The organism is Nocardioides sp. S-1144 (assembly GCF_005954645.2).
GTDB lineage: Bacteria > Actinomycetota > Actinomycetes > Propionibacteriales > Nocardioidaceae > Nocardioides > Nocardioides dongxiaopingii.
Genome location: NZ_CP040695.2, coordinates 4,302,305 through 4,323,460, shown reverse-complemented (window position 1 = coordinate 4,323,460; position 21,156 = coordinate 4,302,305). Strand labels below are relative to the sequence as shown.

20 protein-coding genes are annotated in these 21,156 nt (G+C 74.3%); 13 read left to right on the top strand and 7 right to left on the bottom strand.

Annotated features, from left to right (window positions below; genetic code table 11):
* Positions 1-3 precede the first annotated feature (3 nt).
* Positions 4-861 (bottom strand): hypothetical protein, encoded by an 858-nt coding sequence (locus FE634_RS20350; protein WP_138876952.1) that lies wholly within the window; start codon positions 859-861, stop codon positions 4-6.
* 81 nt (positions 862-942) lie between these two features.
* Between FE634_RS20350 and FE634_RS20345 the strand changes: the two genes are divergently transcribed.
* Together FE634_RS20345 and FE634_RS20340 are read left to right on the top strand one after the other, a co-directional pair.
* On the top strand, positions 943-2,127 hold the full coding sequence (locus FE634_RS20345; RefSeq protein WP_148240924.1) for a homogentisate 1,2-dioxygenase: 1,185 nt from the start codon (positions 943-945) through the stop codon (positions 2,125-2,127).
* Between the two features lie 73 nt (positions 2,128-2,200).
* Entirely contained in the window at positions 2,201-3,361 is a 1,161-nt protein-coding gene (locus tag FE634_RS20340; RefSeq protein ID WP_138876950.1) for a PQQ-dependent sugar dehydrogenase, read from the top strand.
* Positions 3,362-3,367: 6 nt separating this feature from the next.
* Here the strand turns inward: FE634_RS20340 and FE634_RS20335 are convergent, their stop codons facing one another.
* On the bottom strand, positions 3,368-4,168 hold the full coding sequence (locus tag FE634_RS20335; RefSeq protein ID WP_137294734.1) for an ABC transporter permease: 801 nt from the start codon (positions 4,166-4,168) through the stop codon (positions 3,368-3,370).
* On the bottom strand, positions 4,165-5,124 hold the full coding sequence (locus FE634_RS20330) for an ATP-binding cassette domain-containing protein (protein ID WP_137294733.1): 960 nt from the start codon (positions 5,122-5,124) through the stop codon (positions 4,165-4,167). Before FE634_RS20330 ends, FE634_RS20335 begins: the two co-directional genes overlap by 4 nt.
* A gap of 94 nt (positions 5,125-5,218) precedes the next feature.
* On the opposite strand from FE634_RS20330, the gene FE634_RS20325 reads away from it, so the two are divergent.
* The 4 genes from FE634_RS20325 (at position 5,219) to FE634_RS20310 (ending at position 9,407) form a co-directional block, all read left to right on the top strand.
* Entirely contained in the window at positions 5,219-6,070 is an 852-nt protein-coding gene (locus FE634_RS20325) for a PfkB family carbohydrate kinase (protein WP_246060859.1), read from the top strand.
* The gene (locus FE634_RS20320) at positions 6,067-7,002 is read left to right on the top strand and encodes a pseudouridine-5'-phosphate glycosidase (protein ID WP_138876949.1); all 936 of its coding nucleotides are present in this window, start codon (positions 6,067-6,069) and stop codon (positions 7,000-7,002) included. Before FE634_RS20325 ends, FE634_RS20320 begins: the two co-directional genes overlap by 4 nt.
* A gap of 122 nt (positions 7,003-7,124) precedes the next feature.
* Positions 7,125-8,810: a DUF429 domain-containing protein gene (locus FE634_RS20315; protein WP_222847633.1), complete on the top strand. Its 1,686-nt coding sequence runs from the start codon at positions 7,125-7,127 to the stop codon at positions 8,808-8,810.
* Between the two features lie 99 nt (positions 8,811-8,909).
* Positions 8,910-9,407 (top strand): mycothiol transferase, encoded by a 498-nt coding sequence (locus FE634_RS20310; RefSeq protein WP_138876947.1) that lies wholly within the window; start codon positions 8,910-8,912, stop codon positions 9,405-9,407.
* A gap of 113 nt (positions 9,408-9,520) precedes the next feature.
* On the opposite strand, the gene FE634_RS20305 is transcribed toward FE634_RS20310, so the two are convergent.
* Genes FE634_RS20305 through FE634_RS20295 form a run of 3 tightly spaced genes read right to left on the bottom strand, consistent with a single transcriptional unit; the run spans position 9,521 to position 12,903 of the window.
* On the bottom strand, positions 9,521-11,002 hold the full coding sequence (locus FE634_RS20305; RefSeq protein WP_222847632.1) for an SDR family NAD(P)-dependent oxidoreductase: 1,482 nt from the start codon (positions 11,000-11,002) through the stop codon (positions 9,521-9,523).
* 34 nt (positions 11,003-11,036) lie between these two features.
* A complete protein-coding gene (locus FE634_RS20300; RefSeq protein WP_148240923.1) occupies positions 11,037-12,344 on the bottom strand; it encodes an MFS transporter in 1,308 nt (435 codons plus the stop codon).
* Between the two features lie 28 nt (positions 12,345-12,372).
* Positions 12,373-12,903 carry a gamma carbonic anhydrase family protein gene (locus FE634_RS20295; RefSeq protein WP_138876946.1) on the bottom strand — a complete coding sequence of 177 codons (531 nt, stop codon included), beginning with the start codon at positions 12,901-12,903 and terminating at the stop codon, positions 12,373-12,375.
* Positions 12,904-13,019: 116 nt separating this feature from the next.
* Between FE634_RS20295 and FE634_RS20290 the strand changes: the two genes are divergently transcribed.
* Positions 13,020-13,529, top strand: a complete 510-nt coding sequence (locus FE634_RS20290; RefSeq protein WP_138876945.1) for a DUF427 domain-containing protein — start codon at positions 13,020-13,022, stop codon at positions 13,527-13,529.
* 230 nt (positions 13,530-13,759) lie between these two features.
* On the opposite strand, the gene FE634_RS20285 is transcribed toward FE634_RS20290, so the two are convergent.
* Entirely contained in the window at positions 13,760-14,383 is a 624-nt protein-coding gene (locus FE634_RS20285) for a maleylpyruvate isomerase N-terminal domain-containing protein (protein ID WP_138876944.1), read from the bottom strand.
* 142 nt (positions 14,384-14,525) lie between these two features.
* On the opposite strand from FE634_RS20285, the gene FE634_RS20280 reads away from it, so the two are divergent.
* The 6 genes from FE634_RS20280 (at position 14,526) to FE634_RS20255 (ending at position 21,063) form a co-directional block, all read left to right on the top strand.
* Positions 14,526-14,885, top strand: coding sequence for a YciI family protein (locus FE634_RS20280; protein WP_137294724.1), 360 nt, complete (start codon positions 14,526-14,528; stop codon positions 14,883-14,885).
* Positions 14,882-16,114, top strand: a complete 1,233-nt coding sequence (locus tag FE634_RS20275; RefSeq protein WP_187366766.1) for an RNA polymerase sigma factor — start codon at positions 14,882-14,884, stop codon at positions 16,112-16,114. The genes FE634_RS20280 and FE634_RS20275 overlap by 4 nt, the downstream gene beginning before the upstream one ends.
* A 28-nt stretch (positions 16,115-16,142) precedes the next feature.
* Entirely contained in the window at positions 16,143-18,116 is a 1,974-nt protein-coding gene (locus FE634_RS20270) for a M3 family metallopeptidase (protein ID WP_138876943.1), read from the top strand.
* Between the two features lie 372 nt (positions 18,117-18,488).
* A complete protein-coding gene (locus FE634_RS20265; protein ID WP_212721859.1) occupies positions 18,489-19,076 on the top strand; it encodes a PadR family transcriptional regulator in 588 nt (195 codons plus the stop codon).
* A gap of 79 nt (positions 19,077-19,155) precedes the next feature.
* Positions 19,156-20,373, top strand: a complete 1,218-nt coding sequence (locus FE634_RS20260; RefSeq protein ID WP_138876942.1) for an acyl-CoA dehydrogenase family protein — start codon at positions 19,156-19,158, stop codon at positions 20,371-20,373.
* 51 nt (positions 20,374-20,424) lie between these two features.
* The gene (locus FE634_RS20255) at positions 20,425-21,063 is read left to right on the top strand and encodes a hypothetical protein (RefSeq protein WP_138876941.1); all 639 of its coding nucleotides are present in this window, start codon (positions 20,425-20,427) and stop codon (positions 21,061-21,063) included.
* Positions 21,064-21,156: the final 93 nt, after the last annotated feature.

The following is a 21,156-nucleotide window of genomic DNA, read 5'->3' as shown; positions in this document are numbered from 1 at the left end:
CTCTCAGTCGGTGGTGCGGACGTCGGCGGGGTGGACGTCGGTGGGGTGGAGCAGGTGCAGGGCCGTGAGGTCCTCGAGCGGCTCGAGGATGCTGCAGGAGCCGTAGGACGTGAACGCGGCGCGGGCCGCGAGCAGGTCCTCGGGCGGCAGCAGCGCGACCGCCCGGGCGAGCGCCGGGCCGTCGCGCTCGGCCAGGACGGGCGCCACCGGTGCGCCCGCGAGCGCACGGGCCGTGGCGAGGAGGATGTTGAGGTAGCCGTGGTGCTCGAAGCCGGTCGCCGGCCCGGTGTGCCGCACCGCGTGGTGCAGGCCGGCGGTGCACTTGAACGGGACGCCGTGCGCGACGGCGGCCTCGATCCAGCCACCGACCTCGGCCTCAAAGGGGAACGCGGCGGCCTCGGTGCCGCCGGTGCGGAACTTCAGGCGCAGGCCGTGGGCGAGCACCGCGTCGAGGACGGCGGGCCACGCGGGGTCGGTGACCCGCGGCACCTCGACGTGGGTCGGCACCCCGCTCCCGGCGGAGAGCTCGGCGACCTGGGCGACCTGCGCCCCGGGGGCGCCCGCGCCGCCGAGCTTCACCTCGAGCCCGGCGAGCACCAGGCCGGCGGCGCCGGCCCGGGCGACGACGTCGGTGACGGCGTCGGGAGCGGGGACCACGACGCTCACCGCCAGCCCGGCCGGGGCCAGGGCGCCCAGGTCGTCGAGGCGGGCGGCGTCGACGAGGAACGGGCCCACGAGCGCGGCGTGGTCCGAGCGCAGGTGGGCGGCGTGGGCCGCGACGGCGTCCGGGAGCGGGGCGAGGCCGGGCGGGAAGATCGCGGCGTCGTCGACGAGGTGCCGGAACGGCGGGGGGATGGACACCGTCCCACCCTAGCGACTACCGTCCGGAATGAGAACAGCACCTGTTCGTTAATCGGACAGGCAGGACGAGAGGACGCAGCGATGGCGCACTACCGGCAGGTCGGCGAGGTCCCCCCGAAGCGGCACACCCAGCACCGCGACCCCCAGGGCCGGCTCTACTACGAGGAGCTGATGGGCGAGGAGGGCTTTTCCTCCGACTCCTCGCTGCTCTACCACCGCGGCGTGCCCTCGGCGATCTCCTCGGCCGAGGTCTGGGAGCTGCCCGACCAGACCCGGGTGCCCAACCACCCGTTGAAGCCGCGCCACCTCAAGCTGCACGACCTGGTGACCGGCACCGACGCCGTCCTCGACCGGCGGCTGGTGCTCGGCAACGCCGACGTCCGGATCTCCTACGTCACCACCGGCACCGACGCCTCGCCGCTGTACCGCAACGCGATCGGCGACGAGTGCGTCTACGTCGAGTCCGGCAGCGGCACCGTCGAGACCGTCTTCGGCGTGCTGGCCTACCGCGCCGGCGACTACGTGGTCATCCCGCGCGCCACGACGCACCGGTGGGTGCCGGCCGAGGCCTCGCAGCTCTACCCGATCGAGGCCAACAGCCACGTGGCCCCGCCCCGGCGCTACCTCTCGCGCTACGGCCAGCTGCTCGAGCACGCGCCCTACTGCGAGCGCGACCTCCACGGTCCCACCGCCGTGCACCTGCTCGACGGCCCCGACCGCACCGACGTCGAGGTGCTGGTCAAGCACCGCGTCTCGGGGAGCATCGTCGGCACCCGCTACACCTACGCGACGCACCCCTTCGACGTCGTCGGGTGGGACGGCTGCCTCTACCCCTACACGTTCAACATCGACGACTACATGCCGATCACCGGCAAGATCCACCAGCCGCCGCCGGTGCACCAGGTCTTCGAGGGGCACAACTTCGTGATCTGCAACTTCCTGCCGCGCAAGGTCGACTACCACGAGCTCGCCGTCCCGGTGCCCTACTACCACTCGAACGTCGACAGCGACGAGGTCATGTTCTACGTCGGTGGTGACTACGAGGCGCGCAAGGGCTCCGGCATCGGTCTCGGCTCCATCTCGCTGCACCCGGGCGGCCACGCCCACGGCCCGCAGCCGTCGGCGATCGAGGCCTCGCTCGGCGCGGAGTACTTCGAGGAGTCGGCCGTCATGGTCGACACCTTCGCCCCCCTCGAGCTGGGCGAGGGCGGCCTGGCCGTCGAGGACCCCGCCTACGCCTGGACCTGGGCCAACAGCCCGCGCTGAGCGGCTCGGCGCGCACCCGCGCGACCAGGGCTCCGCGAACGGACCCTCAGGGCCGGTCCGGCACCATCGGGACATGCGCCCCGCAGCCCGGACCCCCACCGCCCTGGCGTGCGCGACCCTGGTCGCCGCCGTCCTGACCGGCTGCGGTGACGACGACGCCCGCAACGAGCCCAGCGACGCGTCGCGGACCGGCTCGGCCGGGCCGTCGGTCCCGGCGGCCGTCGAGGAGCTGCGGGTCAGCGGCGTCGCCACGGAGCTCGAGACGCCGTGGGGGCTGGCCCCGCTGGTCGGCGGGGGTCTGTTCGTCGGCTCGCGCGACAGCGGCGACATCCTGCTGTCGCCACCGGGTGGCGGCCAGCCCGAGGTGGTCGGCTCGGTCGACGGCGTCCGCGCCGAGGGGGAGAGCGGCCTGCTCGGCCTGGCCCTCGGCCCCGGCGACGACACCCTGTACGCCTTCCGGACCGGGCCGGAGGAGAACGGCGTGGTCGCGATGAGCTGGGACGGGACGAGGCTCGGCGAGCCGGAGGAGGTCGTGAGCGGCATCCCCGGCGGCGCGACCTACCACCAGGGCGGCGGGCTGGCCGTCGGGCCCGACCGGATGCTCTACGTCTCGACCGGCGACAACGGCGTCCCCGAGGACGCGCAGGACCCGGACTCGCTCTCGGGCAAGGTGCTGCGCTACACCCTCGGCGGCGAGCCGGCGCCCGACAACCCGTCCGGCACCGCCGTCCACAGCCTCGGCCACCGCAACGTGGAGGGTCTCGTCTTCGACCCGGAGGGCCGCCTGTGGGCCGCCGAGTTCGGCCAGAACGCCTTCGACGAGCTCAACCTGGTCCAGGCCGGCGCCAACTACGGCTGGCCCGCGGTCGAGGGCACCGGCGGCGGCGAGGAGTACGTCGACCCGGCGGTCGTCTGGACCACCGAGGAGGCCTCGCCGTCCGGCATCGCCTGGTGGGACGGGTCGCTGTGGGTGGCGGCCCTGAGGGGCGAGACCCTGTGGGAGGTGCCGTTCGCCGGTGCCGTGGCCGAGAGGCCCGGAGAGGGCGAGGACGGCGACCGCACCGGCGCCGACCTCCTGGAGGACCCGGTCGCCCACCTCGTGGGCCGCTACGGCCGGATCCGCAACGTGGTCGCGACCGCCGACACCACGATGCTGTGGCTGGCCACCTCGAACACCGACGGCCGGGGGGAGCCGGCCGCCGAGGACGACCAGCTGTTCGCGCTGGCCCGGTGAGCCGGGCTACCGCGCCGACGAGAGCCGGTACTGGCGCACCGAGAGCGGCACGAAGACGACGATGATGAGCACCACCCACAGCAGCGTGTAGAGGACCGGGTTCTGCATCGGCCACGCGTCGGGGGCGGCCTGGCCGCCGGTGTTGCCGAAGAGCTCGCGGCTGGCCTGGGTCAGGGTGGAGACGGGGTTCCACTCGACGATGGTGCGCAGCACGCCGGAGAACGACTCGGTCGGCACGAAGGCGTTCGAGACGAACGTGAGCGGCATGATGACGATGAACGAGGCGTTGTTGATGACCTCCACGCTCGGCACCAGCAGGCCGATGAAGCCCATCACCCAGCTGATCGCGTAGGCGAAGGCGAGCAGCAGCAGGAAGCCGAGGGCGGCGTCGAGGACACCCTCGCGGATCCGCCAGCCGACGAGCAGGCCGGTGAGCGCCATGATGACGAGCGAGAGCACGTTGTAGACGACGTCGGACGTCGTGCGCCCGATCAGCACGGCCGAGCGGGACATCGGCAGCGACCGGAACCGGTCGATGATGCCCTTCTGCATGTCCTCGGCGAGGCCGGCGCCGGTGAAGGTGGCGCCGAACACGACGGTCTGGGCGAAGATCCCCGCGACGAGGAACTCCTTGTAGCCCACCGCGCCCGGCGGGGCGATGGCGCCGCCGAAGACGTAGGCGAAGAGCAGCACGAACATGATCGGGCTGATCAGCACGAAGACCAGCACCTCGGGCACGCGCTTGATCTTGATCAGGTTGCGCTGGGCGACGACCCAGCCGTCGCTGAGGGCTTGCGGGGTGCTCACCGGGCGGCCTCCTCGGGCTGCTCGTCGGCCGTGCGGCCGGTCAGGGTCAGGAAGACGTCGTCGAGGGTCGGGCGGCGCAGCCCGACGTCGAGGACGCCGATGCGCTCGCCCTCGAGGTCGCCGAGCAGCCGGCGCAGCGCGGGCGCGCCGTCGGTCACCGCCGCGGTCAGCGTGCGGTCCTCGACCTGCACGTCGCCGAGCGCGACGGCGCCGAGCAGCCGGCGGGTGGCCTCGACGTGGAGGGAGTCGGCGACCACGACCTCGATCCGCTCGCCCCCGGTCTGGGACTTGAGCTCGTCGGCGGTGCCGCGCGCGATCGCGCGGCCGTGGTCGATCACGACGATGTCGTCGGCGAGCCGGTCGGCCTCCTCGAGGTACTGGGTGGTGAGCAGCAGCGTCGCCCCGCTGCCCACGAGCTCGCGGATCACCTCCCACATCTGCTGGCGGGCGCGGACGTCGAGCCCGGTCGTCGGCTCGTCGAGCACCAGCACCGGCGGCTCGGCGACCAGGGCGCCGGCGAGGTCGAGGCGGCGCCGCATGCCGCCGGAGTAGGTCTTGGAGGGCCGGTCGCCGGCCTCGGCCAGGTCGAAGCGCTCGAGCAGCTCGCGGGCCCGGGTGCGCGAGCGCGCCTTCCCGAGGCCGTAGAGCCGGCCCACCATCGTGAGGTTCTCGAAACCGGTGAGGTGCTCGTCGACCGCGGCGTACTGGCCGGACAGGCCGATCCTGCGGCGCACGCCCTGCGGGTCGGCCAGCACGTCGACGCCGGCGACCTCGGCGCTGCCCTCGTCGGGCACCAGGAGGGTCGTCAGGCACCGGACCGCGGTGGTCTTCCCGGCGCCGTTGGGCCCGAGCAGGGCCAGGACGGTGCCCTCGGGCACGTCGAGGTCGAGCCCGGCCAGGGCGGTGACCTCCTTGTAGCGCTTGACCAGGCCTCGGGCCCGGATCATGTCGACCATGCGTCGTCGCCTCTCGTGGTGCGGTGGTGGCGTCAGTGTCACGGTAGGGACCGGCACCGACAACCGCATTCATCGCGCCTGGCATGGTTCTCCCGTGGCGAGCGTGGTCGTGGTCGGCGGGGCGAACGTCGACGTGGTCGCCCGCCCGCACGCCGCGCCGGTGCCGGCCACCAGCAACCCCGGCAGCGTCGCCGTCACGCCCGGCGGCGTCGGGCGCAACATCGCCGAGAACCTCGCCCGCCTCGGCACGACGACCCACCTCCTGGCCGCGGTCGGCGACGACGCCCACGGCCGGCTCGTGGTCGGGGCGACCCGGGCCGCGGGCGTCGACGTCGGCGGCGTCCGGCTGGTCGCCGCGGCGACCGGCAGCTACGTCGCGCTGCTCGACGACACCGGCGAGCTGGTCGGCGGCGTCTCCGACATGCCGGCCGCGCTCGGGCCCGAGCACCTCGACCGCGACCTCCTGGCCGCCGCCGACCTCGTCGTCCTCGACGGCAACCTGGCCCCCGCGACCCTCGCCGCCGCCTGGGACGCCGCCACCGGCCCGGTCGCCCTCGACCCCGTGAGCGTCCCGAAGGCCGCGCGGCTGGCGCCGACCGCGGCGGGCCGCCGACTGTTCCTGCTCTCCGCCGGCGGCGCCGAGCTGGCCGCCCTCTCGGCGGGCGGCGCCCCCGCCGCCGACCTGACCTGGGAGCGGCGCGGGCCCGCCGGCTCCACGCTGACCGCCCCCGACGGCGTCCACCGGCTCGCCGCGCGCACCGCCGAGGTCGTCGACGTCACCGGCGCCGGCGACGCGATGCTCGCGGCGTTCTGCCACGCCTGGCTCGGCGGCGCCGAGCCGGGGGAGGCGGCGACCTACGCCCACGTCGTCGCCGCCCTGACCGTCTCCAGCCCGCACACCGTGCGTCCCGACCTGACCGACGAGCTCGTGAGGAGCCTCCTGTGACCGCCCCCGCCCCGACCCCCTCGACCCCGCCGATCCGCCTGACCGAGGAGGTCGCGACCGCGGTCGCCGAGGGGCGCCCGGTCGTCGCGCTCGAGAGCACGATCATCAGCCACGGGATGCCCTACCCCGACAACGTCGCCATGGCGCTCGAGGTCGAGGGCATCGTCCGCGAGCACGGGGCGGTGCCGGCCACGATCGCGGTGCTGGACGGCGTCCCGCGGGCCGGGCTCGACCACGACGCCCTCGAGCTGCTCGCCCGTGACCCCGGCGTCACCAAGGCCAGCGTCCGCGACCTCCCGCACGTCGTCGCGCGCGGCGGGCACGGTGCCACGACCGTCGCCGCGACCATGCGGCTGGCCGCGCTGGCCGGCATCGACGTCTTCGTCACCGGCGGCCTCGGCGGCGTGCACCGCGGCGCGGCGGAGTCCCTCGACGTCTCCGCCGACCTCACCGAGCTCGCGGTCACCCCGGTCACCGTCGTGTGCGCCGGCGTGAAGAGCATCCTCGACATCGGCCTGACCCTGGAGGTGCTCGAGACCAACGGCGTCCCGGTCATGGTCGTCGGCAGCGACGAGTTCCCGGCCTTCTACTCGCGGGTCAGCGGGCACGCCGCCCCCTCGCGCATCGAGTCCGCCGCCGACGTGGCCGCCGCGATGACCGCCGCCCGCGGCCTCGGCCTGCGCAGCGGCCTGGTCGTCGCGAACCCGATCCCGGTCGCCGACGAGATCCCGGCGGCCGAGATCGACGGCGTCATCGCCCGCGCCCTCGCCGACCTCGACGCCCTCGGCATCGGCGGCAAGGACGTCACCCCCTACCTGCTCAAGCGGATCGTCGAGCTCACCGACGGCGCCAGCCTGGTCGCCAACATCGCGCTCGTGCGCCACAACGCCCGCCTCGGCGCCGCCATCGCGTCCGCCCACGCCGCTCGGTAGCTGGCCCACAGCGCGCAATTGCCGCGATCTGGCCGGTTTTCGCGCACCGAGCTGCCCATTTCGCGGCAATTGCGCGGCTGGGGCCACCGCGACGACGACGGCCCATGCGGCAGGGTGTCCCCGTGCACTACATCGGCATCGACCTCGCCTGGGGCGAGAAGGCACCCACCGGGCTCGCGGTGGTCGACGCCGAGGCACGCCTGCTGCACGTGAGCGCGGTCCGCACCGACGAGGACGTGGTGGCCGCGCTGGCGGCGTACGACGGTGACTGCCTGGCCGGCATCGACGCCCCGCTGGTGGTCAAGAACGAGAAGGGCTCGCGGCCCGCGGAGCAGGCGCTGAGCAAGGACTTCCGCCGCTTCGACGCCGGCACCCACCCTTCCAACACCGGCAAGCCGGAGTTCGCCAACGGCACCCGCGGCGCCCGGGTGGCCAAGCGCCTCGGCCTCGACATCGACCCGCGCTCCGGACGCCGGCGCCGGGCCGTCGAGGTCTACCCGCACGCGGCCTCGATCGTGCTCTTCGACCTGCCGAAGGTGCTGCGCTACAAGGCCAAGCCGGGTCGCGACCTGGAGCTGCTGCGCAGCGAGCTGCTCGCGCTGATGGGCCACGTCGAGGCCGTCGTCCGCACCGACGAGACCTGGGCCGCGCTGCGGGCGCTCGTCGAGACGGCCACCCAGAAGGCCCAGCTGCGGCGCGTGGAGGACCAGGTGGACGCCGTCCTGTGCGCCTACGTCGCCTGGTTCGTCGACCACCGGCCCGACGACGTCACCCGCTACGGCGACCTCGACACCGGCTACATCGTCACCCCGACCCTGGGCACCGAGCCGGTCGCGGTGACCCACGCCGAGGTCGTGCGCCGGGCCGTGCGCGGCTACGCCGCCGGCCACGACGACCTGATGCGCGCCGGCGAGAACGCCGTCGCGCTGGTGCGGGGACTGCTCGACGAGGCCGGCATCAACTACCTGTCGGTCACCGGGCGCACCAAGACGGTGGCGTCGTTCGCCGAGAAGGCGGCCCGCACCGCCGCCGGACGCCCGCTGTACGACGACCCGACCACCCAGATCACCGACGCGGTCGGCGTCCGCGTGATCACCTACGTGCGCGACGACGTCGACGCCGTGGCCGACGTCCTGGCCGAGCAGGTCACCGTCACCGACGACCGCGACCTCGGGCAGGAGACGGCCAGCGAGGGCCGCTTCGGCTACGCGAGCCGCCACCTCATGGTCGACCTCGGCGGGCGCTCGACCCAGGTGCAGGTGCGCACCGTGCTCCAGCACGCCTGGGCCGAGTTCGAGCACGACATCCGCTACAAGGGCACCGTGCCCGACATCCACGTCGGCGAGTTCGACCGCCGCTTCACCCTCGCCGCCGGCCTGCTCGAGCTGGCCGACCGCGAGTTCTCCGAGATCCGCGAGCGGCTGCGCGGCGCCACCCCCGCGGTCGGCGTCGTCGGCGACGCCACCGCCGACGACGACCCGCGCCTCGACCCGCGGGAGCTGGCCGCCTACCTCGCGGGCCAGTACTCCGACGCCGGCTGGTCGCGCACCGACCACTACGGCTGGATCGCCGGGCTGCTCCTCGAGCTCGGGACCACCTCGTTCGACGAGCTCGGCGAGGTCCTCCGTGAGGCCGACGACGCCACCATCGCCGCCCGGATGGACTACCGGCACCCGCCCGGCGCCGTCCGCCGCCTCGATGACGCCCTGCTGTGGGTCTTCGGCGACCGCTACGTCGGCCTGCACCAGAACGCCCACCGGCGCCCGCTGCTGGCCCAGCGCCTCGAGCGCCTCCGCGGCACCCCGTGACGCCGACCCGTCAATGATCAGCGACGGGTCGGCCGTCGGAACCCGCTGACCCGTCGCTGATCAGCGACGGGTCAGCGGGGGCGACGTAGGTTGGGTGGCATGACTCCTGCCGAGGTGATCGTGGAAGGACTGGAACGGGTTCGCGAGAGCGGGCTGGCGGTGCTCGACGGGCTGACGCCCGAGCAGCTGGGGCACCGGCCGACCCCCGACGCCAACCCGATCGGCTGGCTGGTCTGGCACCTGGCGCGGGTCCAGGACGACCACGTGGCCGACGTCGCCGGCGCCGAGCAGGTCTACCCGGCCTTCGCCGGTCGCTTCGCCCTGCCCTACGACGAGGACGCCATCGGCTACGGCCAGAGCAGCGCCGAGGTCGGCGCCGGCACCTGGGACGCCGCCCTGCTGGCCGAGTACCTCGTCGCGGTGCACGAGCGCTCGGTCGCCCACGTCGCCACCCTCGCGCCCGCCGACCTCGACCGCGTGGTCGACGACCGCTGGGACCCGCCGGTGACGCTCGGCGTCCGGCTGGTCAGCGTCGTCAACGACAACACCCAGCACGTCGGCCAGGCCGCCTACGTGCGCGGGATGCTCGGTCTCTGAGCCGTCCGTCGTAGAAGCACGTACACCTCGACGACCGCGGGCACGCTGCACCGCGCAGGACCGCGGCGCGAAACCTCGTCGGACCCCGAGGTGTCAGTGCTTGTACGACGAGGTCACCAGGGACTGGGGTCGTAGTCCTTGAGGAAGTGCCCGTGGAGGTCCTCGCCGGCCTCGCCGCGCACGACCGGGTCGTAGACGCGCGCGGCGCCGTCGACCAGGTCGAGCGGGGCGTGCCAGCCCTCGGCGGCGATGCGCAGCTTCTCGTGGTGCGGGCGCTCGTCGGTGATCCAGCCGGTGTCGACGGCGTTCATCAGGATCCGGTCGGTCTCGAACATCTCGCCCGCCGACGTGCGGGTCAGCATGTTGAGCGCGGCCTTGGCCATGTTGGTGTGCGGGTGCCCGGGCCCCTTGTAGCGGCGACCGAACTGCCCCTCCATCGCCGAGACGTTGACGACGTGGGCCCGCCCGGACGGCGCCGCCGCGGCAGCCGCCGCCATCGCCGGCCGCAGCCGCGAGACGAGCAGGAACGGCGCGACCGAGTTGCACAGCTGCACCTCGAGGAGCTCCAGCGGGTCGACCTCGTCGACGGTCTGGGTCCACGAGTTCGCGGTCGCGACGTCGGGCAGCAGCCCGCCGGCGTCGACGGCGGTGCCGGCGAGGTGGGCGTCGAGCGAGGCGCTGCCGCCGCGCAGCGCGAGCGCGGTGAGGCTGGCCGCGGTGTGGGCGGCGCGGGCGTGCTCCAGCGACTCGCCGTCGTGGTGGGCGACCGGGGCCTGGGCCAGCGCGCCGGAGATCGCGGCCGGGTGCAGCTCGGAGACGCGGTCGAAGGTGACCATCTCCGGCAGCTCGACGCCCTCGGGCAGCGGCTCGCGCTCGGCCTCGACCAGCGGCGCGTAGGCGCCCGGCGAGCGGCGCACGGTCTGGCAGGCGTTGTTGACGAGCACGTCGAGCCGGCCGGCGGCCGCGACGTCGTCGGCCAGCGCCACGACCTGGGTGGGGTCGCGCAGGTCGATGCCGACGACCTTGAGGCGGTGCAACCAGTCGCCGCTGTCGGGCAGCGAGGAGAACCGCCGGGCGGCGTCGTGCGGGAAACGGGTGGTGATCGTGAGGTGCGCGCCGTCGCGGAGCAGCCGCAGCGCGATGTACATGCCGATCTTGGCGCGGCCGCCGGTCAGCAGCGCCCGGCGTCCGGTGAGGTCGGTGCCCTGGTCGCGCTTGGCGTGCGAGCGCGCGGCGCAGTCGGGGCACAGCCAGTGGTAGAACGCGTCGACCAGCGTGTAGTCGCGCTTGCAGATGTAGCACCCGCGGGGGTTGAGCAGCTCGCCGGCGAACGCGCCCGTGGTCGGGGTGGTCAGCAGCACGCCCTCGGTCTCGTCGTCGATGCGCAGCGGGCTCCCGGTGGCCGTGGCCGCGGTGACGGCGCGGTCGTGGGCCAGCTCGGCCTCCCGCTTGGCGGTGCGACGCTCGCGCTTGAGCGCCTTGTACATGTGCGACGCCGCCCGCTTCACCGCGACGTGGTCGGGGTGCTCCTCGGGCACGGTGTGCAGCGCGCCGAGCACGCGCAGGGTGGCCTCGAGGTCGTCCGGGTCGATCACCCCGGGAGTCTAGGTCGACGCTCCGGGGGCCGGGTCACACCGGTCCGGCCGCCCGCGTGATGCGGTAGCGCACGAACGACGGCACCGCGAGCGCGGCGACGACGGTCAGCACGACGACCAGCACGCCACCACCGGTCGCGGCGACCGCCGTGCCGACGCCGGCGGCCGCGGCGCCGTGGGCGACATCCGCGACCCGGGGGCCACCGGCAACGACCACGATGAAGATGCCCTGCAGCCGGCCGCGGACCTCGTCGGTGGCGGCGGCCTGCAGCATCGCGGACCGGAACGCCGAGGAGGCCATGTCGGCGGCCCCGCCGACCACCAGCATCAGCACCGCCACGACGAGGAACGCGTGCCGCACGCCGACGTCGTCCTGGGCGCCGGCGATGCCGACCGCGAGCCCGAACCCGATGATCGCCCCGCCCCACACCAGGATGCAGACGACGACCGCCCGGCCCTGGGCGCTGACCCGCGACACCCAGCCGGAGAAGACGCCACCGATGACGGCACCGGCCGGGATCGCGGCGAAGAGCAGCGCGAAGGCGATGCCGCCCTCCTCGGGACCCCGGAAGCTCTCGTGGGCGATCTCCGGGAACAGCGCGCGCGGCATCCCGAAGACCATCGCGATGATGTCGACCAGGAACGACATCAGCAGCACCGGGTGGCCGCGCAGGTAGGTGAAGCCCTCGACGACCGACCGGAGCCCGGGCGCCCTCGCGGCGACGCCGGCGGCCCGCTCGACGGCCATCGACGGCAGCCGGACGACGGCCGACAGCGTCGCGAGCAGGGTGACGGTGTCGATGAGGTAGAGCCACTGGAGCCCGAAGACCGGGATCAGGGCCCCGGCGACGAGGGGGCCCGCGATGCCGCCGGCCATGAAGACCGTCGAGTTGAGCGCGTTCGCCGCCGGCAGCTGCTCGATCGGCACGAGGCGCGGGAGCACCGCGCTGCGGGTCGGCTGGTTGACCCCGAAGAACGCCTGTTGCACCGCGAACAGCGACAGCAGCACCCAGACGTTGGTGTTGCCGAGCGCCGACTGCAGCCAGAAGAGCCCGCTGGTGCCGATCAGCCCCACCGTGGTGCAGATGAGGATCGTGCGGCGGTCGAAGACGTCGGCCAGGGCGCCGCCCCACAGTCCGAACACGACGAGCGGCACCAGCCCGAAGACGCCGGTCAGCCCGACGTAGGCCGAGGAGCCGGTGTCGGCGTAGATCTGGGCCGGCACCGCCACGACCGTGAGCTGCGCACCGACGACGGTGACGATGTTGGCGCGCCAGAGCCGCTTGAAGTGGGGGTTCTCGAGCGGCCGGGTGTCGGCGACCAGGCTCCGGAGGCGGCTCACCGGCGGGCGGGCTGGAGCCCGTCGGGGGTCACCGGTCCACCCGCGGCGCTCCCGCGGCGTGCCGCTGGGCGAGCTCGCGGTAGTACGGCGGGTTCATCTCGACCCAGAACTCCGAGGACGTGCCGGCGATCGGCTTGGTCGCCCGGCACGGGATCCCGGCGGCCACGACGCCGGCGGGGATCGCGGTGCCCGGGGTCACGACCGACCCGGCGGCGACCAGCGTGCCGGCGCCGACGGTGGCGCCGTCGAGGAGCGTGCTGCCGTTGCCGACCAGGGTCTTCGCGCCGACCTCGGCGCAGTGCACGACGCACCCGTGCCCGATGGTGGCGTCGGGACCGACGGTCAGGGTGGTGTCGGGCTGGGCGTGCAGCACGGAGTTGTCCTGCACGTTCGACCCCTCGCGGATGACGATCGCGCAGATGTCGGCCCGCAGCACGGCGCCGTACCAGATGCTCGCGCCCCGCTCCACGGTCACGTCGCCGATCAGGGTGGCGGTCGGCGCGACGAAGGCCTCGGGGTGCACGGTGGGCCGCTTGCCCTCGAACTCGAACAGGTTCACCGGGGCACGCTAACGCCCGCCTCGTCCCGAGCCGCCCGGGGGAGCCCGGTCGGTCCCACCTGCCCCGCGCGGCGTCGCGGCCACGGCGGCGCCCACCGCGGTGCCAGGCTGTGGGGGTGAGCCCGCACCCGCCCCCGTCGAAGCGCGCCAAGCCCGGTCCCGGTCAGGAGTCCTGCTGGGACTACCCGCGCCCACCGGCCCTCGAGGTCTCGACCGAGTCGGTCGAGGTGGTGCTCGGTGGCGTCGTGGTCGCCTCGACGACCCGCTCGTGGCGGGTGCTGGAGACCAGCCACCCGCCGACGTACTACCTCCCGCGCGCGGCGTTCGCCGCCGGCGTCCTGCGCCCGACCGAGGGCAGCTCGATGTGTGAGTGGAAGGGCGAGGCGGCCTACTTCGACCTCGTCTCCGGCGACGTCGTCGCGCCCCGGGCCGCCTGGACCTACCCGACGCCGACCGCGCGGTTCGCCGACCTGGTCGACGCGGTCGCGGTGATGCCGGGCCAGGTCGACCGGTGCGTCGTGGACGGCGAGGTCGTCGAGCCCCAGGACGGCGGCTTCTACGGCGGCTGGATCACCTCGCGCGTCGTCGGTCCGTTCAAGGGCTCGCCCGGCTCCTGGGGGTGGTGACGCACCCGAGCGGAGCGAGGGTGCGTCGATGGTGGTCGAGCAAGCGGCGCGGCTGAGGAACGAAGCCGCGACCCGCGTGTCGAGACCCCTGGCCCACCGAGGCCATCGCCGGGTGGGCGGCTTCGTCGGCGCTCGCCGGGGGCCCGCTTGCTCAGCCTCCGGGTGGCCGGCGGCTTCGTCGGCGCTCGCCGGGGGCTCGCTTGCTCAGCCTCCGGTGGTGGGTGGCGGGCTCAGCCTCCGGTGGCGGCCCCGTTGGGGCTCGCGTGCTCGCCCTTCGGCAACGGCTGGTCGTCGTCGCGGGGGCCGAAGATGCAGACGGCCTCGATGACGTCGTCGTCGAGGCCCCAGGCGCGCATCTGGTCGCGGGAGCGGCGGGAGAACAGGGCGCGGAACAGCTCGTAGGGGTCGACGGCGCCGACGAGGCCCGGCGCGCGGGCGGCCGCGAGCTGGTCGAGGACGGGCACCCAGAGCGGCTCGGGGAGCCGCCCCCTGCCGAGGGCCTCGTGCAGGTCGGCGTGGTGCACGGCGATGTCCCACACGATGCCCGGGCGGGGGTCGTCGACGGCCGACCCCGCGATCACGTCCTGGTGCTCGCGCATCTCCGCCACGAGGACGTCGACCGGCAGGTGCGCGCGCTCGCCGACGTGGCGGGCGGTCCACTCCGGACCGGGCGCGCCGTCCATCCGCCCGGTGGCGGCGTCGACCGGCCCGCCGGCGAGGTGGGCGAGGACGTCGCGCACCGTCCAGGCCGGCGTCCCGGGGACGTCCACCTCGAGCTCGGCCGCGGTGAGGCTCTCGGCGAGCGCGGTCACCGCGGCCACGTGGTCGCGGTAGAGGGCGCCCCAGTCGGTCATGGCCCGACCGTAGTGGGATCGGGTAGAAAAGGCCCCCAGACGATTCCGAAGAATTTCGCCGGGCCCTGTCGTGTCCGGCCCCGCCCGTTCGTGGAGAGGGTGTCAGGCCGCCGACGGGGCGCCGCAGAACGAGGAGAACGACATGTCGCAGTACTTCCTGGCCGTCAACCACGACGAGGCCTCCATCGCCGAGATGGCGACCATGACCCCCGAGGACATGCAGCCCATGTTCGAGGCGGTCGGCGCGTTCAACGACAAGCTGCGGGCCGAGGGGGCGTGGCTGTTCGCGGGCGGCCTCCAGACCCACGACGCCACCACCGTGGTCGACAACACCGGCGACGCGCCGGTCGTGACCGACGGGCCGTTCTCGGAGTCCAAGGAGTACCTCGGCGGTTTCTGGATCATCGAGGCCGCCGACCTCGACGCCGCGCTCGACTGGGCCAAGCAGGGGTCCCGGGCGTGCGGTGGCCCGGTCGAGGTCCGTCCCTTCCAGGAGGGGTGAGCGCGAGGGCCGGCGACCTCGTGGACGAGGTCGAGCGGGTCTACCGCGAGGAGTTCGGCCGGGTGGTCGCCTCGCTGGTGCGGCGCTTCGGCGACATCGACGTCGCCGAGGACGCCGCCGGCGAGGCCCTCCTCGTCGCCCTGGAGCGGTGGCCGGTCGACGGCGTCCCGCCCAACCCCGGCGCCTGGCTGACCACGACGGCGGCCCGCAAGGCCATCGACAGGATCCGCCGCGAGTCCCACCGCGACACCAAGCACCAGGCGGCCCTGATGATCTCCGACGACACCCCCCACGAGCCGACCGGCGTCGTGGACGACGACCGCCTGCGCCTGGTGTTCACCTGCTGCCACCCGGCCCTGGCCCCGGAGGCACGGGTCGCGCTGACCCTGCGGCTGCTCGGCGGACTGACCGTCGGCGAGATCGCGCGGGCCTTCCTCGTGCCCGAGACGACGATGGCCCAGCGGATCACCCGGGCCAAGCGGAAGATCGCCGGCGCCCACATCCCCTACCGGATCCCCGAGCCGGCCGACCTGCCCGAGCGGGTCGCCCCGGTGCTCACGGTGATCTACCTCGTCTTCAACGAGGGCTACCTCTCCACCACCGCCGGCACGTCGGTGCGCGACGACCTCACGGCCGAGGCGATCCGCCTGGCGCGCACGCTGCACCTGCTGCTCCCCGAGGACCCCGAGGTCACCGGGCTGCTGGCGCTGATGCTGCTGACCGAGGCTCGGCGCGGCTCCCGGATCGCGGGCGGCGAGCTGGTGCCGCTGCACGAGCAGGACCGCGGCGGCTGGTCGCGCCCGCTCGTCGAGGAGGGGCACGCCCTGGTCCGCGCGTGCCTGGCCCGCAACCGGCCCGGGCGCTACCAGCTGCTGGCCGCGGTGAACGCCGTCCACACCGACGCGCCGACCGCGGCCGACACCGACTGGGCGCAGATCGCCGCGCTCTACGCCCACCTGGCCGCGCTCGACCCGAGCCCGGTGGTCGCGCTCAACCGCGCGGTCGCCGTTGCCGAGCTCGACGGACCCGGGGTCGCGCTGGCCGAGGTCGACCGGCTCGGCGGGGCGCTGTCGGGCTACCACCCCTTCCACGTCACGCGGGCCGAGCTGCTGCGCCGGCTCGGTCGCTCGGCCGAGGCCCGCGCGGCCTACGACGCCGCGCTCGACCTGGTCGACAACCCGGCCGAGACGGCCTACCTCCGGCGCCGGCGCGACCAGCTCACCGGCTGAGCGGGCGCACCCGGCCTAGGCTGTTCCGGTGACCGTGGAGAACCCCGCACCCCTGTCCCTGCCCGCCCGTGACGCCGACGCCGCGGCGTGGGAGACCTGGGTCCGCGACCGCGCCGCCGGCGGGCTGGCCCGGGCCCAGGAGCTCGTCGACGGGCTGCGCACCGCACCGCCGTCCGCGACGCTCGACGTGCTGCGCCAGTGGGACCGCGCCAGCCTCGAGCTCGGCAACGTCGCGGCCCTCGGGTCGCTGCTCGGCAACGTGCACCCCGACGAGGGCGTGCGGACCACCGCCGAGCAGGCCGAGCAGGACGTCAGCCGCGTCGTCACCGCGCTCGGTCTCGACCGCGGTCTCTTCGAGCTCTTCGACGGGCTCGACGACGGGACCGACGGTGGCGCTGACGGCGGGGCCGACGGCGGGCTCGACGCCCAGGCCGCCCGGCTGCTCGCGAAGGTCCGCCGCGACTTCGCGCGCTCCGGTGTCGACCGCGACGACACGACCCGCGAGCGGATCTCGGCCATCAACGAGCGGATGACCGAGATCGACCAGGAGTTCGGCAAGGTCATCCGCGACGACGTCCGCACCGTGCGGGTCACCCCCGAGCGCCTCGCGGGCCTGCCCGCCGACTGGCTCGAGGCGCACCCGGCCGACGACGACGGCCTGGTCACCGTCACCACCGACTACCCCGACGCCGTGCCGACCCGGATGTTCTGCCACGACGCCGGGGTCCGCGCCGACATGCTCGACGCCTTCCTCAACCGCGGCTGGCCGGCCACCGAGCCGCTGCTGCGCGAGCTCTTCGACCTGCGCCACGAGCTCGCCGGGCTCGTCGGCTTCGCCGACTGGGCGGCCTACGACGCCGAGGTCAAGATGATCGGCGAGGGCCCGGCCATCCCCGCGTTCATCGACCGGATCGCCGAGCTCGCCGAGGAGCCGATGCGGCGCGACCTGGCCGTCGTCCTCGAGCGCTACCGGCAGGACCACCCCGGTGCCGAGCAGGTGCCGGCCACCGACGCGGCCTACTACGAGGAGCTGGTCCGCAAGGAGCAGCTGCAGGTCGACTCGCAGCGGGTGCGCACCTACTTCGCCTTCCCGAAGGTCCGCGAGGGGCTGCTGGCGGTGACCGGGCGGCTGTTCGGGCTCCGCTACGAGGAGGTGCCCGACGCGCCGGTGTGGCACGACGACGTGACCGTCCACGACGTCACCGACGCCGAGACCGGGGCCGCGCTGGGCCGGATCTACCTCGACCTGCACCCGCGCGAGGGCAAGTACAAGCACGCCGCGCAGTTCACGCTGACCGACGGCGTCGCCGGGCAGCAGCTGCCCGAGGGCGTGCTGGTCTGCAACTTCTCCCGCGGCCTCATGGAGCACGACCACGTCGTCACGCTCTTCCACGAGTTCGGCCACCTGGTCCACCACGTGCTCGGCGGCCACGTCGACTGGGCGCGCTTCGCCGGCGTCGCGACCGAGTGGGACTTCGTCGAGGCGCCCAGCCAGATGCTCGAGGAGTGGGCCTGGGACGCCGACATCCTGCGCAGCTTCGCCACCGACGAGGCCAGCGAGTCCATCCCGGCAGAGCTCGTCGCGGCGATGCGCCGCAGCGACGACTTCGGCAAGGGCTACCTCGCGCGCGTCCAGATGTTCTACGCCTCGATGTCGTACTGGTTCCACGTCGAGCGCCCCGAGGACCTGACCGCCCGGATGGTCGAGCTCCAGGGCCGGTTCTCCCCGTGGCCCTACCGCGACGGCACCCACATGTTCGCCTCGTTCGGGCACCTCGGCGGCTACAGCTCGGCCTACTACACCTACATGTGGTCGCTGGTGATCGCCAAGGACCTGTTCAGCGCCTTCGACGCCGACGACCTCTTCGCCCCCGAGGTCGCCCGCCGCTACCGCGACCGGGTGCTCGCCCCCGGCGGCACCAAGGACGCCGCCGACCTGGTCGCCGACTTCCTCGGCCGGCCCTACACCTTCGACGCCTACGCGGAGTGGCTCGCCCGGTAGCGCGGCCGCGACCGGGCGGGATTTCCCCGGTCGGCCGGGGAAGTCTGAACTTGTCGGCCGATATCCCGGCCCCCCAGTTCAGGGATCCCCGGTCGACCGGGGAAACCGCGGTTGCACGGACGCTTCCGTCGGCGTACAGTCACGATATATCGTGAACTAGCGCAGACGGATCGCGATACCACCGACTTGAGAGGGGGTCCCGTGATGGGACACCAACGACGCAACCGACAGTGGGCCGGAGGGCCCGACGACAGCAGCTCCCCGTGGCAGCAGCACCGGGGGTCAGGACGACGCGGCCCCGGCTGGGGCGGCGGACCGTTCGGAGGGCCGGGCGGCCACGGCGGCGGCCCGATGGGCGGACCGCCGCCCTGGATGGCCGGCCTGTTCGGCATGGGCCAGCCCGAGCGGGGTCGCGGTGGGCCGCGGGTCCGGCGCGGCGACGTGCGCACCGCGATCCTCGACGTGCTGGCCACGGCCGCCCGCGAGGACCGGCCGATCAACGGCTACCAGGTGATCCAGCAGATCGCCGAGCGCAGTGACGGCGGCTGGCGGGTCAGCCCCGGGTCGGTCTACCCGACGATCCAGCAGCTCCAGGACGAGGGCCTCGTCGAGGCCGACGACGAGCGCGGCCGGCGCACGATCCGGCTCAGCGCGGCCGGCCTGGCCCACGTCGAGGAGAACGCCGAGGAGCTCGCCGCCGTGTGGGCCCCCTTCGACCGCTCCGCGGCCAAGGACGAGGCGCGCGACGGCGAGCAGGTCGATCTCAAGTCCGAGATCGGGCAGGTCATGGGTGCCGTCTGGCAGCTCGTGACCACCGGGTCCGAGACCCAGCGGCGGGCCGCGGTGCAGATCCTGGCCGACACCCGGCGCGCGCTGTACGGCGTCCTGGCCGACGGCCCGGACGGCGAGGAGCCGCAGGCCGGCCTCGAGCCCGGCACCGACGAGGGCGACGAGTCCTGACCGCCCGCCGAGCGGGTGGTCCCCCCGCACCCCCCGCACGGCTGGTCCGCGGACGTCGTGTCGCGGGTACCGTGGCCGCGTGTCCACCCCCTCCTTCGAGCCCACGCCCGACCACCTCGAGCTGAGGAGCTGGCTCCACACCTTCGCCGCCGACGTCATCCGGCCGGCCGCGTCGGAGTGGGACGAGCGCGAGGAGTTCCCCTGGCCGGTCGTCGAGGCCGCGGCCCAGGCCGGCATCTACTCCCTCGACTTCTTCGCCACGCAGGGCTTCGACCCGACCGGCCTCGGCATCCCCATCTCGATGGAGGAGCTCTTCTGGGGCGACGCCGGCATCGGGCTGGCCATCGCCGGCACGGCGCTCGCGGCCGCCGGCGTCAGCAGCAACGGCACGCCCGAGCAGGTCGGTGAGTGGGTGCCGCAGATGTTCGGCACGCCCGGCGACCTCAAGCTCGGCGCCTTCTGCTCCTCCGAGCCGGACGCCGGCAGCGACGTCGGCGCGATGCGCACCCGGGCGCGCCACGACGAGGCCACCGGCGAGTGGGTCCTCAACGGCACCAAGACCTGGGCCACCAACGGTGGCCTGGCCGACGTCCACGTCGTGACCGCCGTCGTCGACCCCGACCTCCGCACCCGCGGGCAGGCGAGCTTCGTGGTCCCCCCGGGCACGAAGGGGCTCAGCCAGGGCCAGAAGTTCCGCAAGCACGGCATCCGGGCCAGCCACACCGCGGAGGTGGTGCTGGAGGACGTCCGCGTCCCCGGCCGCTGCCTGCTCGGCGGCAAGGACAAGCTGGACGCCCGCCTCGCCCGGGCCCGCGAGGGCGGCGGCGCGGCGCGCGGCAACGCCAGCATGGCGACCTTCGAGCGCACCCGCCCGGCGGTCGGCGCGCAGGCGATCGGGATCGCGCGCGCGGCCTACGAGGTCGCGCTCGACTACGCCCGCACCCGCGAGCAGTTCGGCCGGGCGATCATCGAGAACCAGGCCATCGCCTTCGCGCTGGCCGACATGAAGACCAGCATCGACGCGAGCCGCCTGCTGGTGTGGCGGGCCGCGTGGATGGCCAGCCAGGGCCGGTCCTTCGACTCCGCCGAGGGGTCGATGTCGAAGCTCTTCGCCGGCGAGACCGCCGTGCGGGTCACCGAGAAGGCCATGCAGATCCTCGGCGGCAACGGCTTCACGCGGGAGTACCCGGTCGAGCGCTGGGCCCGCGACGCGAAGATCTACACCATCTTCGAGGGCACCTCGGAGATCCAGCGCCTCGTCATCGCGCGCACGATCTCCGGGGCGCCGATCCGCTGAGCCCGACCCGCCAGGGCTTCGCGGGCGGCGGTCCTGGGTAGCGTGGCCGCCGTGCGCCTCCACTCCCCGGCCCGACCCTCCCGAACCTCGCGTCGGCTCCCCGCCCTCGCCGTCGCCGCCGTCCTCCTCGCGGTGGGCGCCGGGTGCTCCGACGACGACTCCCCGTCCGGGGACCCGACCTCGTCGGCTCCGGGGGACGCCTCGACCTCGCCGACCCCCGAGGCGACCATCACCTCCGACGCGCCCGCGGACCCGCCGCAGGTCGACCCGGCGGCGTTCTGCTCCACCCTCAGCGACGACGAGCTGGCCGAGATCACCGGGCGGGCCCAGACGGTCTCCGACGGCACCGGGTCGGGCTACCGCACCTCGTGCAACAGCGTCCGCGACGTCGAGGACGGGCTCGGCCTCGACTGGACGCGCCTCGGGTCGCCCGTCCGTCTCGAGGGCGAGCTCGAGAGCGCGCGGAGCCTGCTCGACCCGGTCGAGGAGGAGGTCGCCGGCTCCACCGACGCCGAGGTCTTCGCCGGCAGGATCGCCGGGACCCCGATGGCGCGCGTGGTCACCTCCTACGACGGGGCCGTGCTGGTGGTCGAGGCGACCGACAGCGCAGCGGTCCTCGGGACCGACCCGGTACCCCGCGCCGAGCTGGTCGCGGCGGCCGTCGGGGTCGCCGAGGCCTACCTCGGCTGACGCCCGGGCGCCGGGCCCACCCGGCTCGCCGGGTTTGCGCGGTCGTGGGCCGGGTAGCCGGTGTGGACAGCCGGTTGCTCCCACGCCGGCCCT

What these genes read in the sequence shown, in the direction of transcription:
- FE634_RS20345 (WP_148240924.1), top strand. Translation starts at nt 943, where the DNA reads ATGGCGCACTACCGGCAGGTCGGCGAGGTCCCCCCGAAGCGGCACACC.
- FE634_RS20310 (WP_138876947.1), top strand. Translation starts at nt 8,910, where the DNA reads ATGACTCCTGCCGAGGTGATCGTGGAAGGACTGGAACGGGTTCGCGAG.
- FE634_RS20280 (WP_137294724.1), top strand. Translation starts at nt 14,526, where the DNA reads ATGTCGCAGTACTTCCTGGCCGTCAACCACGACGAGGCCTCCATCGCC.
- FE634_RS20330 (WP_137294733.1), bottom strand. Translation starts at nt 5,124, where the DNA reads ATGGTCGACATGATCCGGGCCCGAGGCCTGGTCAAGCGCTACAAGGAG.
- FE634_RS20340 (WP_138876950.1), top strand. Translation starts at nt 2,201, where the DNA reads ATGCGCCCCGCAGCCCGGACCCCCACCGCCCTGGCGTGCGCGACCCTG.
- FE634_RS20285 (WP_138876944.1), bottom strand. Translation starts at nt 14,383, where the DNA reads ATGACCGACTGGGGCGCCCTCTACCGCGACCACGTGGCCGCGGTGACC.
- FE634_RS20265 (WP_212721859.1), top strand. Translation starts at nt 18,489, where the DNA reads ATGGCCGGCCTGTTCGGCATGGGCCAGCCCGAGCGGGGTCGCGGTGGG.